This is a genomic window from Anaerotruncus sp. 80 (assembly GCF_009936115.1).
GTDB classification, from domain to species: Bacteria; Bacillota; Clostridia; order Peptostreptococcales; family Anaerovoracaceae; genus Senimuribacter; species Senimuribacter intestinalis.
In genome coordinates this window covers 75624-90127 of the sequence record NZ_QWES01000014.1, presented here as the reverse complement: position 1 = coordinate 90127, position 14504 = coordinate 75624, and the positions used below count along the sequence as shown (strand labels likewise).

General features: G+C 45.6%; 12 protein-coding genes. 5 read left to right on the top strand and 7 right to left on the bottom strand.

The window, feature by feature from the left end:
- Positions 1–20: 20 nt before the first annotated feature.
- The 5 genes from D1155_RS08715 to D1155_RS08695 all read right to left on the bottom strand — a co-directional run bounded on the left by D1155_RS08715 (position 21) and on the right by D1155_RS08695 (position 5605).
- Complete coding sequence (locus D1155_RS08715; protein ID WP_160202011.1) at positions 21–1430, bottom strand: cytosine permease; 1410 nt, start codon at positions 1428–1430, stop codon at positions 21–23.
- Between the two features lies 1 nt (position 1431).
- A complete protein-coding gene (locus tag D1155_RS08710; protein WP_160202010.1) occupies positions 1432–2649 on the bottom strand; it encodes a M20 family metallo-hydrolase in 1218 nt (405 codons plus the stop codon).
- Positions 2646–3302, bottom strand: a complete 657-nt coding sequence (locus D1155_RS08705) for an aspartate/glutamate racemase family protein (RefSeq protein WP_160202009.1) — start codon at positions 3300–3302, stop codon at positions 2646–2648. Before D1155_RS08705 ends, D1155_RS08710 begins: the two co-directional genes overlap by 4 nt.
- Complete coding sequence (allB, locus tag D1155_RS08700; RefSeq protein ID WP_160202008.1) at positions 3303–4667, bottom strand: allantoinase AllB; 1365 nt, start codon at positions 4665–4667, stop codon at positions 3303–3305.
- 71 nt (positions 4668–4738) lie between these two features.
- Positions 4739–5605 carry a nitroreductase family protein gene (locus D1155_RS08695; RefSeq protein ID WP_160202007.1) on the bottom strand — a complete coding sequence of 289 codons (867 nt, stop codon included), beginning with the start codon at positions 5603–5605 and terminating at the stop codon, positions 4739–4741.
- A gap of 582 nt (positions 5606–6187) precedes the next feature.
- Here D1155_RS08695 and D1155_RS08690 point away from each other — a divergent pair.
- Together D1155_RS08690 and D1155_RS08685 are read left to right on the top strand one after the other, a co-directional pair.
- Positions 6188–6886: an AzlC family ABC transporter permease gene (locus D1155_RS08690; RefSeq protein ID WP_160202006.1), complete on the top strand. Its 699-nt coding sequence runs from the start codon at positions 6188–6190 to the stop codon at positions 6884–6886.
- The gene (locus tag D1155_RS08685) at positions 6879–7199 is read left to right on the top strand and encodes an AzlD domain-containing protein (RefSeq protein ID WP_160202005.1); all 321 of its coding nucleotides are present in this window, start codon (positions 6879–6881) and stop codon (positions 7197–7199) included. Before D1155_RS08690 ends, D1155_RS08685 begins: the two co-directional genes overlap by 8 nt.
- Before the next feature lie 65 nt (positions 7200–7264).
- Here the strand turns inward: D1155_RS08685 and D1155_RS08680 are convergent, their stop codons facing one another.
- Positions 7265–9067, bottom strand: coding sequence for a sigma 54-interacting transcriptional regulator (locus D1155_RS08680; RefSeq protein WP_160202004.1), 1803 nt, complete (start codon positions 9065–9067; stop codon positions 7265–7267).
- 315 nt (positions 9068–9382) lie between these two features.
- On the opposite strand from D1155_RS08680, the gene D1155_RS08675 reads away from it, so the two are divergent.
- From D1155_RS08675 to D1155_RS08665, 3 genes are read left to right on the top strand one after another with little or no spacing between them, the layout of a single operon-like run.
- Positions 9383–10774 (top strand): glutamate mutase L, encoded by a 1392-nt coding sequence (locus D1155_RS08675; protein WP_160202003.1) that lies wholly within the window; start codon positions 9383–9385, stop codon positions 10772–10774.
- Positions 10775–10787: 13 nt separating this feature from the next.
- On the top strand, positions 10788–12539 hold the full coding sequence (locus D1155_RS08670; RefSeq protein ID WP_160202002.1) for a cobalamin-dependent protein: 1752 nt from the start codon (positions 10788–10790) through the stop codon (positions 12537–12539).
- 16 nt (positions 12540–12555) lie between these two features.
- A complete protein-coding gene (locus D1155_RS08665) occupies positions 12556–13476 on the top strand; it encodes a DMT family transporter (protein ID WP_160202001.1) in 921 nt (306 codons plus the stop codon).
- 234 nt (positions 13477–13710) lie between these two features.
- On the opposite strand, the gene D1155_RS08660 is transcribed toward D1155_RS08665, so the two are convergent.
- Positions 13711–14409 carry a hypothetical protein gene (locus D1155_RS08660; protein ID WP_161880234.1) on the bottom strand — a complete coding sequence of 233 codons (699 nt, stop codon included), beginning with the start codon at positions 14407–14409 and terminating at the stop codon, positions 13711–13713.
- Positions 14410–14504 lie beyond the last annotated feature (95 nt).

Sequence of the window (14504 nt, the reverse complement as noted above, 5' to 3'; positions counted from 1 at the left end):
GTGTTTTTGCACATAAGATTCTAGTTTATTTCTGCTTGTGGATATTTTTTGATAATCCATGTCTTCATCAGAATAATATATAAAATTCCTGAGAGAAACAGATTGGCAAAGAATTGCGCGTCACCCAAATTCCAACAGATGACTGTTGTTGCAACAAGCGAGATGATTGCCGCCGGATTTATATTTTTGAAATATTTGTATTGACCGTTCAAGTCATATAAATCTTCCACGTTGATTTTTCTCTTTCTGAGAAAATAATAGTCGCTGATCATGATGCCTGCAACAGGCGCGAGAAGGTTTCCTATGATGACCAGAACGTTGGTCATAGATTCTGCAGCAGACCACGGACGCATTGCTAGACCGATGAGACCTGCAATCACTACACCCATTGCGAAAGAAATCTTTTTGGGAGCGGTGTTGGTAATGGTGTACGCCGCTGGAAACAGATTGGCAGTATCATTGGTACACCAAGTCGAGACAAGGATAAATAGCAGACAGATGATCAGCGCCAGATCACTTCTTCCAGCGTTGATTGCCACTAGGATTTTAGCCGGATCGCTGTAGCCTGTTGTGACAACACCGACAATCCCAATGAAGGTGTAGAATAATACTGCTGGAATGATGCCGATTAACTGTGACGGCAGATACTTTCGCGTGACTTTTCCAAGTGTAGATACTTCCTCTGGCGAAATGGTGCAGTCACGGGTAATATCCATAATCGAAATACTCATGGTTGTCCAGCCGCCTGTAAAGCTCAGCGCCGCAAACATGAAAGAGCATTCTTTTTCGGTCGAACCGGACATGGTCCAGATCTTTGCAAAAGAAAGACCAAAATCGGTAAACGCGACATAGGCAATGTAAATGCCTACGGCAATCAGCATTGGAACGGCCACTTGACTCAATCTGGTTACTGCTTTGATGCCTAATGTTGTATGCAGAATCTGTATTAGACCTACGATGATAATCCACAGGGTCAGGTTATCATATCCGAATCCTACATGAATGATTTCGTTCATGGCAGACGCGGCTACCCATGTCTGAAAACCGAACCAGAACATGGCGGGAACAGCTCTGAAATAAGGAATGATAATGGCGCCAGCATATCCAAAGGACGGTCTTAACGAAACAGCAAATGGAATCCCGTATTTTATGCCGATATCCTGCGTAAAGAATAAAATAATGAATAGCAGTAAATGGCCTACAAGACAGGCAAGCAGAACCTCCCAGGCAGGAATCATTTGGTATAGCTGTGCCGCTGACATAAAAATGGTTACTTCGATTGCCATGGCGAACCAAATCGCAATCAGCTTATTTGGTGTAACGGTTCTCTTATCATAAGGACATGGAAGGATATCTTTTCCGGTCAATACGCTGCTTTTCTGATCGATATCCTTTATTTCCAGTATATCATATTTATTTTGTGCCTTCATCTTATTTTTCCTTTCTCTGCCAAACGACCTCTTTCATATAGGCTTTCATCAGTGCATAGCCCGGCGCGATATCCTTAAGGGATGTAAATTCATCGGGCGAATGGCTGATTCCGTCTTTGCTGGGTACGAAAATCATATTGGTTTTTATCTTCGGTGCGATAATCTGTGAATCATGTCCCGCACCGCTGGCAATTTTCGTCCAGGCAGCATTCTGTTTTTCGGCGAGTGTTGCCAGAGTGTCAATTCCTTCTGTATCCATCGGGGCAGGTGGTTCCTGGCAAGCGTAGACAAGCTCCGGCTTATACGCAGGAAACTTTTCTAAGAGCGATTGCAGCATTTCCTTTGCTTCATCCAGCAAAAGCTGATCGCCTGAACGAATATCAAAGGTTAAGGTAACCTTGCCCGCGATTACATTGCTTTTTCCTGGTTCGACAGTGATATTTCCAATGGTGCAGACCAAATCGCTGCCCTTGGAAAGAGCCCAATGGTTCAAAATCTCGATGAATGAGGCGGCAGCAGGAACTGGGTCGCAGCGCAGACTCATTGGTGTGGTACCCGCGTGATTTTGCAACCCATGAAATATAATATCTCCTACTAAAAGTCCGACGATTGTTGTTACGATGCCGATTTGCTGCTTCGTTTTTTCTAAGATGCCGCCCTGTTCAATATGCAGTTCCAGAAACTGGCTTACATCTTTGCGGGGCATTGGGAGTTCGCCGTTGTAATAACCGCAAGCGCTCAGCGCATCGCGCAGGGAAATACCATCGGCGTCCTGCTCCTGCAAATCTGAGTCACTTAGCATACCTGAAATTGCCCGGCTTCCTACGTAGCCGCTTAAAAATCTGCTGCCTTCTTCTTCACAGAGTGCAACAACCTCAAGTGTCATTTCCGGTGTTCCGTAGGCGCGGTATAGTGCGCCGCCAGCGGCGATAGCAGTGATGATACCCAGAGCCCCATCATAGTGACCGCCGCCAGCAACCGTATCTCTGTGGGAACCTGTCAGAAAAACGGTATCGGTTTTTCCCTGAATTCGTCCATATAGATTGCCTACTTGGTCAAAGCGAGTCTGAAAGCCCGCATCTTCCATCCACTTCTGTAACAGAGCTACGCCGCTGCAGTCTTCGGGCGTATAAGAGGCTCTCCAGTAAAATCCATCTTTTACAGCGGTCTTCGCAAGACTTTTTATAGCATTTTCAATCCATTTTAACTCTTCATTCATTGCTGTTTCCTCCTGTAAGATACCATCATTTCTGCCATTTGAACTGATTCGCAGATGCCGTCGATGACGGGAATTCCTGCAGCTTCCGATAATCGTTTTCCTTTTCCTGCAAAAGCGGCACAGCCTAGAATTACAGCGTCGGCACCATCTTGCTTTCGGCATTGGTCAATGATCTGATAGATTCGCTCATCGGATGCAGTTACGGAATCTTCCACTGTGGAATTGATATAACGGATGGAAGCCAGATTTTCTGTATCACCTAAATCCCGAACACTTCCAATCCAGGGGGAAATATCCGACTCATCGCCGGAGGCAATAATGGAATATCTGCGGCCAGATAACCTGGCGAAAATGGCGCTGCTTTCGTAAAGGCCGACTACAGGCTTTCTGATAAGTTCCCTGGCGGCGCGAAGGCCTGGATCGGCAAAACAGCCGATGATAGCAGCGTCGAAGTTTGGTTCTTCCCTGATAAGCAAATCTGTTACAGACAGACCCGCTTTCAGCTCATCGTGAGAAGTTACAATCGCCTTTGGTACATTAGAGCAGTGAACAACATCAATTTGCAGTTTTTCCGTCTGCAAAGGAGTTATGGCAACTCTTAAGGTTTCCGTTACGATAGCAGAGGAATTGGGGTTTACCAGTAAAATCTTCATTTAGTCCACCTTTCCCTCTGGCGCGATAAAGGTTCCGCTGCCTTTTTCTGCGAGAATGTCAGTCCCGTTATACACCTCTGTGCCGGCAACAATAGTATGGGTAATTTTCCCATTCACCTGCATGCCGTGATAAGGACTCCACTTTATCATCTGTTTCAAATTTTCATCGTTGACCGTCCACATCAGATTTGGATCCAAAATCGCAAGATCCGCATCTGCGCCTACGGCGATTCGACCTTTGCGCGGATATAGATGATAACGCTTCGCGGCATTAGTACTGGTCAGCGCGACAAATTTTTCCAGAGATAGCCCTCTTTTGATAACGCCTTCGCTGAAAAAAAGCTGATAGCACAGTTCCAGACTTGTGACACCGGCAGGCGCAAGAAAGGCGTTCTCTTTACCTGCCATCTTTTCTTCGATGGTGTAGGTGGCATGGTCGCTGCAAATCCAGTCAATTTTGTCGTCAAAGATACAATTCCAAAGCTCTTCAACCCGCTCTTCTTGGCGAAGAGGCGGATTGCAGATGCCAAATACACCGAGCGCAGGAAGCATGGAGCGGTTCAGTACCAAATAGTGCGGACAGGTTTCTACTGACAGGTCAGCGCCTTGTTTTTTCGTTTCGCAAACGATGTCTACGGCCTCTTTTAAGGTACAGTGAGCGATATTGACGCTGCAGCCGGTCGCCTTTGCCAGCAGGCACATTCTGGAAACTGCTTCAAGCTCAGCAATTTCCGGTCTGCCGTCTGGATAGTCTTCCGGCTTTGTTTTTCCTTCTGCCTGAAGCCGTGCGGTACAGTATTCTACAATATCGTTGTTTTCGCAGTGGATTGCAAGGACGGTAGGGTAGTCTGCCAGAAATTTCATGCGTTCTAAGAGCTGTCCGTCGTCTAGCTTTGGGATTTCCGGGGAATAGGTCAGGAACGTTTTAAAAGCAACAGCACCACTTTCAAGCATTTTTTCCATTTCGTCCTCGTTGCTTGCAGAGCAGGCTCCAAAGAGTCCAAAATTTACAATTGCTTTTTGCTTTCCGATTTCTTTTTTTTCTTCAAAAGCTTTCAAGTTATCCGGAAGAGGAAAGGTCAGGGGATGCTCTAAAACTGTGGTGATTCCTCCTGCCGCAGCAGCGCAGGTTCCCGTATAGAAATCTTCGCTGTTGGTCAGACCGGGATCGTTGAGATGTACATGGGGATCGACAAATCCCGGCAGCACGTACTGCCCCTGCGCGTCAATTTCGCGGGAAGCGGTATCAGATTTGAGTGTTTTGCCAATCTGCGCGATTTTTCCGTCTTTGATAGATAAGTCTACTCGCTGCAGACCATCTTCTGTAATAACTTGTCCATTTTTGATTCGTAAATCATAATTCATGTTTGTTACCTCCTGTCTCCATTATATCTGTCTGAAAATTTAGTACAATGCAACTTTTTAATGTGTATATGTCAGATTTTGCGGTTTGGGGAATCTGTTTCCAGCCAGTTGAAGCCCTGATTTTTAAAATATTTGTGATAATCTGTATTTGTCATCATATCAGGAGTTTCTCTGTAGAAAATGCTGATAAAGTATTGGTAGTAGTTGAAATATCCTTGTTTTCGAATCTGATTCACAGCATAGTTTTCAAAGGATTCTCCACTCCAGGCTTTGCAGCTTTCAGAAAATGCCTGCAGACTTTCTTCGCTCAATGGTTTTTTCCAGTTTTTGAAATGTTCCTGAAAAGAAGCTTCCAGGTCTTGATTCAAAACGTCACGATATACATTCTCATGAACCAGCAAACTTCCGGCATACTTATTCATAGGTTTCTTTTCTTGAGCAGGGTAGCCTATACATAAAATTAGTGCAGGGCATACATAGGAAGGCAGCTGGCAAAGTTTTGATAATTCTTCCATGTAACTGATAGGATTTCCTACGCAGATTGATTTCATTCCTTTTGATTCCGCTGCAATACACATATTCTGCATAACCATGCCGATTTCCATAAGAATGAACCATAATTCGGTAAAGGAGTCTGCATTGCGAAGGGGAAAAGGGTACTTGCTTGCCAGCTGTTTCATTCGGCGAAAATCAATGCAGAAAAGAAGAACAACAGGCGCTTTTTCAATAAATTTTTGATTATAGGAAAGCTGTGCCAGCCTGGCTTTTTTTTCGGCATCTGTCACATGAATGATAGAATATGCCTGGAAATTTCCGGAGGAGGGGGCGCTGAGTCCTGCGGCGATCATTTCCTCCAAATCATTTTGACTGACTTTTCTTTCTGAAAAATTCCGGCAGGATGATCGGTTAAAGATAATCTCTAAGGTTTGATTTTTCATAAATTTGCTCCTTTCGTTACCTTTTAGTATACACTTTGTAGCTTTTTTAGAAATGGTGTATTTTAACCTTTTTCTGTCGGATTTTGCTGGAGGAGGGAGAGCTTTCCGAAACAATAATTGTCTTTGCAGAACTATACCCTTTGTTGCATCAAAAAAAGGAAAAAATAAACTGTCTGCGAAGTGAAAAAGCTTTTAGCGAGGTATTACACTAGATTTTTGGAATATAAAGAAGGATTTTATTGGGAATAGAGCCAATAAAATCCTTCTTTTCAACGGACTTTTTCAAGAGTTCATCATATGCAGTGGGCGTTTTCCTTTTTTTAAAGGATATATTGAAAAAATCTGCAAAGCAAGAAAATGTTTCGTTTAGGCACTGCAGTTTTTCTCTTGTGCTTAAGTGAACCGTGCATGGCATTAGCTTGCGACACCTTGTCTATCTGACTATTCCCTCTGCCCGCTATGCAAAAATCAAAGAATGTGATAAAATGTAAAAAGTTATCCGGCGCATTTACCCATGCTTTGCAGGCGGCAAGTGCGGGCGCCGGGATTTGAGTAATTGCAGGAAATTGGAGGAAACAGACTTTGAATCGGGAGACGGTAAAATATAGCTTTATTTCGTCGCTGCCGGTCATGGCGGGATATATCGTTCTTGGAATCGGCTTTGGGGTGCTCCTTGCGGACAAGGGGTACAGCTCTTTGTGGGCAATTTTGATGAGCGTCCTCATTTATGCAGGCTCCTTGCAGTATGTGGGAGTGGGGCTTCTTAGCGGCGGTGCGTCGCTGATTTCAGCAGGGCTGATGACGTTGATGGTAAATGCCAGACATCTCTTTTATGGGGTGTCCATGCTGAAACGCTATGAAAAGCTGGGAGGAATCAAGAAGCTATATGTGATTTTTGCGCTGACAGACGAGACTTATTCGCTGGTGTGCAGCACCAAGGTGCCGGAGCATGTTGACGAAAAATGGTACTATTTCTTGGTGTCCATGATGAACCAGAGCTACTGGGTATTTGGCAGTATTTTGGGTGCTTTTCTTGGAAATGCCTTGTCTTTTGACAGCACGGGAATTGATTTTTCCATGACGGCGCTGTTTGTGGTCATCTTTGTAGAACAGTGGGAGGGAAAGCGAGAACACATTCCGGCTCTATCGGGTCTTGGAATTTCCGTCGTGTGTCTTCTTGTGTTTGGAGCGGATTACTTCCTCATTCCTGCCATGATTTTGATTACGACAGCGCTTCTTCTTGCAAAGAAGCCACTGGAGAGGAGGGCACAGCATGATTAGTACATCTCATGCCCTGGGGCTTATTGCAGTGATGACCCTTGGCACCATGCTCCTTCGCTTTCTGCCTTTTGTGCTGTTTTCAAAAGGAACGCCGAAAATAATTCTCTATTTGGGAGACGTGCTGCCTTATGCAGTCATGGGAATGTTGGTGGTCTACTGTCTAAAGGGAATAGATTTTCTTGACGGCACCCACGGAATTCCAGAGATGATTTCTGTGGCGCTAGTAGCCATCCTGCATAAATGGAAACACAGTACCATTCTGTCGATTCTGGCAGGTACGATTTGCTATATGGTGTTGATTCGGGTCATGTAAATTATATTACAACAGATAAAAAGGGAGATGCTTCATTCTGTTTTGAAGCATCTCCCTTTTGCGTGCTATTCAAGATTGTATTTTTTTAACATACGGTAAAAAGTATTGCGGGACATATCTAAAAGGGCTGCAGCCTTGGACTTGTTTCCTCCCGCTATGCTGATGGCTTCCTTTAGAAGATTTGCGCCTGCAGCTTCGACCTCCTGTTGCCTTTGCGCCAGTCTTGCTTCGGCGGACAGAGTGCTGTCCGGAAGGCTTTGCTCGTAGGAAAGTCGTGCATCTGAGCCGCTTGCAAAGATGGAGGCAGTCAGTACGTCTTTGGTAATGAAGCTGGATTTGGAAAGAAGGGCTGCACGCGAAAGCACATTTCTAAGTTCGCGCACATTGCCGGGCCAGTCATAACTCAGCAGAATCTGTTTTGCGTCTTCGGTCAAGGTTTTTTCCTGCAAGCTGCCTGGGGCTCTTCCCTGACGAAGAAGTTCCTCGGAAATCTGCAGAATATCCTCTCGTCGACTGCGGAGGGGAGGAATGATGATGTTGAGAATCTGCAGTCGATAGTACAAATCCTGACGGAAAAGTCCTTCCTCGACCATTTTTTCCAGATTGCGGTTGGTAGCTGCGATAAGGCGCACATTTACAGGAAATGGTTTTGTGCTGCCGATTCTGGTAATGGTCCATGTTTCCAGCACGCGAAGCAGCTTAGACTGGAAGTGAAAAGGAAGTTCGCCGACTTCATCTAAAAACAGCGTGCCGCCGTCTGCTAACTCAAATTTACCGATTTGTCCGTTTTTAGAAGCGCCGGTAAATGCGCCGCCTACATAGCCGAAGAGTTCGCTCTCGATGAGGTTTTCTGGAAAGCTGGCGCAGTTTAGGGCAACAAATGGTCCTTTTCTACGGTCACTGTAATTATGAACAGCTTGGGCAAAGAGCTCCTTGCCGACGCCGCTTTCGCCGGTAATCAAAAGGCTAAGAGGACTGTTGGCGTAGTCCTTTGCGGTGCGGATGCTTTCACGCATGGGGGTGCTTGTTCCGATGATATTTTCAAAGGTGTATTCGGCGGAAAGACCTACCAGTTTTTTTGCGCTGTCGAGGGACTGCTGTCTGGAATGGGTGATTTCCACCATACCCGTAACAGTTCCGTTTTCATCGAGAACCGGGTACATGTCGTTGCCTGCGATTTGTGTATCGCCTTTTGACGATAAGATGCGAACCTCCCAGTCGATGACCTCCTCGCCCTTGCGTAAAACGTCGTGCATTTTTAACCTGTTGGTGTTGGTATCGATGGAATGAACCTTGGTGCCAGCGCTTTTGATAACATCCTCGATGGAGCGTCCGATGACCTGTTCTCTATTGGCGATGTGAAGATAATTGCAAAAATACTGATTGGCGTAGAGCAGGGTAGCGTCTTTATCGTAAATGGAAATTGATTTTTTCACAGCGTCCAGGCTGTCCCAAAGCTGGCGATTTTCCTTTACATAGTCATCAAAGATTTGCATATAGGTGCAAATCTTTGAAAGGAAAGCTTTAACCCCTGTCTCTTCCTCTGGTGCGGTTAAGGTGATGAGAACGTAACCTGAAACTGTGTCGTAGTAAATCGTATCAGGACATGCAGCAGGCAGGAAATCCAGAGGCAGCCTGAGTCCTGGATGAATGCCCGAATTCTGCGAATCAGCCGAATTTTCCTGTAGGACGTTTAGAATCAGACCGTCCGCAGTGCAAAAAAGAGCAAAGCTGCAGGGCAGTTTGATCTGCTCGTGCAGGGTTTGAAACAGCTGCTGTACATAGGCGTGCTTGCCGAGGATTTTCTGGGGTTTTTGTTTGGATACCAAGTTTTCAATGACCTGAATGGTATGGATTGAATCAGCCATAGGAACTCCTTTTCTGTGAATACACCTGCAATATAGCCTTATTGTAACATAAATTGCGCAGTGTCAAAAGAAGGAGCGGCAAAATCGACAGGAAAGTGTGTCACGTTTGGTACGAAAAATTGTCGTAGTGGCAGGGTGTATCAAAAAGAACACAAACATGGTAGAATGTTTGATATAGAATGCAGTTGAAATCAGAAAGAATGGCTGAAAATGGGGATTTTAAGCCGGTATTAGAAATTGGCATGAACATTGCTTTAATTGCTTTATATGCCATAATGACGAAAAATCTATGGATGATAACTAAAGGAGAGAAACTTGAACTTTGCAGTTTTGTTAGATTTTGGAAGCACATATACAAAGGTAGTCTGTGTGGATCTTAATGCAAGGCGGGTGGTTTTATCGGACAAATACCCGTCTACGGTTCATGAGGACGCAGGGATTGCACTGAACAAGTGCCTTAGTGCGGCGGAGTCTGTGCTGGGAAAGGAGAACCTGAAAAATGCGCTGAAGCTTTCTACAAGCAGTGCGGCAGGAGGTCTTCGGATTGCAGTCTGCGGTCTGACGGAATCTCTCAGTATGAAAGCCGGCAGAAACGCTAGCTTTGGAGCAGGCGGCAAGGTGGTACAGACGTGCACCGGAAGACTTACGGAATCTGACCTTGCTGCAGTCCTTGCGGCGGATGCAGAAATTCTGCTTTTGTGCGGCGGCTACGAAGGCGGCAACAGCGCCTTGGTGCTGGAAAATGCAAAGCTGCTCAGTGAGAGCATGCTGCACATTCCTGTCATTTATGCGGGCAATTCCGAGGCGGCAAAGACTGTGCGGCAAATGTTTCAAAGCCATGGTAAGGAGTGTTTCCTTGCGGAGAATATGATACCTGATATTGGTAAGTTGAACATTGACTCTGCGGTTTCCATTATACGCGATTTGTTTATGAGCAGAATTACCAATATGAAGGGTGTCGGCGTGGTGAAGAAAGTCGTTGACGGACCTATCGTGCCGACGCCAGCGGCGGTGCTGGCGGCAGGGGAACTTCTTTGTAGAGGCACAGAACGAGAAGAGGGAATCGGTCCTTACATGCTGGCTGATATTGGCGGTGCAACCACTGATATTTATTCTTTTGCAGAAAACGAAAGCTACTCGGGCGCAAAGAAGGTCGGCGCGCCGGAGCCTTTTGCCAAGAGAACGGTGGAGGGTGACATGGGCATGAGAGAGTCTTCTTCGTGTCTTTTGCAGGAAGTGGGAGCAGAGACTTTTGCGGGAAAATGCGGAATGTCTGTTTTGGAAGTAGAAGAGGCCATAGAGAAAAGAACCAAAGTTCGGGAATACGTGGCAGATTCGGAGGCGGAAAGAAAAATTGATCTTGAAATCGCAGCAAATGCCGTAGGCATTTCTGCAAGACGTCACGCCGGCACCTGCACGAAAGAGTTTTACGGCGGCTGCAATCTGGTGCAGCGGGGAAAGAATCTGTCGGAAATCCGAAAGATTATTGGAACTGGAGGCATTCTCGTCAATAATGGGAAAGCAGCAGCCGAGAAGATTTTGAAAAACGCGGAGCTTTGCGAGAAGGAAAAAAATACAGTTCTGTTGCCGGAGCGTCTTGAAGCGCTGGTTGATGAGGATTACATTTTCTTTGCGGCGGGACTTTTGCGAGCATACGATGAGGATACGGCCCTTGCGATTATGAAAGAAAGCATCGGCAGAAAGTGAGAGGAGAAGCTGAATGGATATTGAAATCAAGAGAAGATATAACGAAAAAGAATTGCCGGATATGAAGACAATTCGTTCCGATGCGAAGAAAATTGCGTCGAAAATTACCATCGGGGAAACCCTGTTTATGAAGGAGTACGGCGTAAAATCGGAAGTGGAATATAAGCAGAAAATGATGGAAGCCGGCAAAATCATGAAGCACTCCGTCATCGGCTGGAATTCATGGGACGTGACGGAAGACGGTATTCGCGCAGTATATAACGGGCTGAAAGAAGCCGGCTCTGGTATCGACCGTCTAGGCATTTGCTGCGACTGGATTATGGGCGTGCCTGAGCAGTACAGAGACAGGTTTCAGGCAAGCGGCAGCTTGATTTTAAATACGCCGGAGGAATGGAGCCGTTTGGGACAGGTAGTACCTGTGCACCCGCACCTTGGCGATCATATGATTGGCTCTCTCAACGGTGTTGAAAATGTAACCAATGCCTTAAATGCGGGGGTAACCTCTATTGGTAACCTTGCCCAGTATTTTACTTACGAATATCCGAGTCTTGAAATGGAAGATTACCGTACCGAAGATTATATCAAAGCCATGGCGATTATGGGCGAGTTTAAAGACCAGGGTGTTTGCATGCACTGTAATCTGGACGACGGCTACGGCGCACAGTTCCACGATGTGGCAAATCTTTTAGGCTGGGCAAAGCTGGAACGCTACGTGGCAGAGGATTTGATGGGCGGCAGACTGGCTCACTGCTACGGAAATCTGTTCAGTGACTCATTCCTTCGTATCGTATTCAACAGAGCGCTGAGCATGATTAACAAGTATGGCACGCCGGGCACTTTTGTAAACGGAAATACCATCGACTACGGATTCTGCCTGCCGAGGAATTATGCGGCTCTTTGCGCTTATGCACTGCCTGATGTTGCCTGCCAGCTGATGTATCCGTCCGGCTATGCGGTTGCGCCGGTGCCTTTCACAGAGGCAATCAGAATTCCGGAGCCGAAGGAAATTATCGAAGCCCAGCTGACCATGGATATGGTCATCGAAAAAGCACCGTACTATGCACGTTACATCAACTGGGAAAAGGTCAATGCCGATGCAGAAAAGTTAGTGGTTGGTGCAAATCAGTTCTTTGAACGGGTCATGAATGCGCTGGATGATTTGGGTGTTGATATTGAGCACGGCGGAGAAATTGTATCGGTGCTGAAAGCCATCGGACCGGAGCAGCTTGAAATCGCTTTCGGTGCAGGAAGGAAAGATGAAGAGGCAATGCGCACAAGAGTTCCGGTTATGCCAACCAGCATTGTGCAGACAATCAATAAAATTCAGGACGAGGCTCTGGCAAAACAGAGCTTTGAGGGCGACGGTCCCCTGTCCGGTGTTGCTGTTGTCGTAGGCTCCACCGACGTGCACGAGTTCGGAAAAGAAGTCATCAGAAATTATCTTCGCAAAGCGGGGGCAAAGGTCTTCGACCTGGGTGTATCCGTTTCCATCGGAGAAATTGCAGATACCCTGGTTGAAACCGGCAGTAAGGTTCTTTGCATGAGTACCTATAACGGTATGGCATACAGCTTTGCGAAGGACTTAATGGAAGAGCTGAAGCGTACAGGCATGGAAGATACCCACGTGCTCATGGGTGGACGACTCAACGAAGCCATGGATGGAAGTGATGTTCCGATTGATGTGACTGACAAACTAACAGCTATGGGTGTTAATGCAGATAACAACCTTGATACTATTGTAGAAACCATCGCGTCGTTTCAGTAAGAAAGGCGCATAGAAGATGAAAGATAAAAGTACCTCAACTAACATCTTCACAAAGCCAGCGGCAATCGTGCTGCTGGCTTTGCTGACTTGTGCTCTGTGGGGTAGCGCTTTTCCTGCCATTAAAGAGGGATTTGCATTGCTTGCAATTGAAGATTCTGGCAGCAAAATTCTCTTTGCGGGATATCGCTTTTTTGCGGCAGGCGTGCTGACGTTTGCTTTTTTCAGTGTTAAAGAGCGAAGGCTTTTGTCCATTCAGAAGAGTTCCATTCCCTATATTATGCTGCAAGGCTTTCTGCAAACGACGGTGCAGTACATCTGCTTTTACATAGGACTTTCTAATACGACCGGAACAAAGGGTTCTGTGATTAACGGAGCAAACGGATTTTTCAGTATTATCGCAGCGCATTTTATGACAAGAGATGAGAAAATGAACCGGCGAAAAGCCTTGGGCTGTGCGGTGGGTTTTGCGGGAATTGTCATCGTAAATCTGGGTGGCGACGGCTTTGGAGGCGGCGTTACTTTTATGGGAGAGGGCATGGTGCTGCTCTGCTCAGCGGCTTACGGAGTCAGCTCGGTGACTTTGAAGATGATTTCGCACAGAGAAAGCCCCGGCGCAATTACGGCCTATCAGCTTCTCTTTGGAAGCATTCTTCTGATTGCAATGGGCCTTTGCATGGGCGGCAGGGTGAGTGGGTTTACCTTGGTATCGGCGTTGCTGCTGCTTTATCTGTCGGTTACTTCCATGGTGACCTTTTGTATTTGGGCGAATCTGCTGAAATATAACCCGGTAAGTAAAATTACTATTTATGGCTTCACCATTCCGGTGTTTGGCGTTATGCTGTCGGCAATTTTCCTCGGTGAGAAAGTGATGACGCCTGCTACTGCACTGGCGCTGCTTCTTGTCAGCGCAGGGATTGTGGTTGTGAATCGGAAGTGAGGTTTTTGAACCTGATTTTTCTTTTGCAGAACTTTACCCTTTGTGGACACAAAAAAAGGAAAATTTATAGTAACCGACATAGAACTTGACTGTGGATAGGTGTAATTCAACCTGAAATTGAAGAATATTCGTTGGATAACACTTGGTTTACGTTAGAATTTTGTTTGAAAATGAGAAATGTTGGTATGAGATTTCTTTTGAAGTAACCAGACATAAAAACATTTATAGTTTTAATTATTTTTTGTTGAATACCTTATCCTTGTACTCCTCGTCCTGAAGGCTGTCTTCTATTGTTTTTACATCTATAGCGGGATAATCATTTTGCTTTATATAGTCCTGCACCAGTAGATGAAATTGTATTCTCTGATTTGCCTCCTCCATAAACGCCCAGTATTTCTCATCTGTCAGACCCAACAACTTTTTTTGTTCATCACAATACTCGCGAAACTGTTTATCTTCCGAATAGGCAGTTCTTGTTTCACGAAACACCTGATTTGCCAGGTCAAGGAAATCATCATAACAATTCTGTTTTTTTATGTACTGTAATTCAGCAGCCTCCTGTTTCATTGTTTCCCAGGCTGTCTTGTAAGGATATTCTGCTCCTCCCTCTCTGATTTTCAAAGCACGCAGCTCAAAGTCTCTAGCAGTAATATCCTTTCCGTCAATCGTACCGATGACTCGCTCTGCTTCCTTTGAATCATCAAAGAATATGGAACGAAACATCTGACCAAACACTTTCATTCGCCTCGCCTGTTCTTCGTTACTCGGTTCCTCGTTTTGCATATCCAGCCGCGTAACATCCCATTTGTAGTTCTCTTCATTTGCCTTATTTTTTTCATCAGCATTTTCACCGCATGATGCAAACAATATCATGCTTAAAACGAGCATAAGAACTAACAATTTGCTTTCTTTTAATAACAACAGTTTCTCCATTGACTTCATCCCTCCAATGTATAATAATTGACTCACAAGATATGAAAAATAGAGAAAGACATACTACTTTACTCGATGCCTTTCTCTGCTTCGAC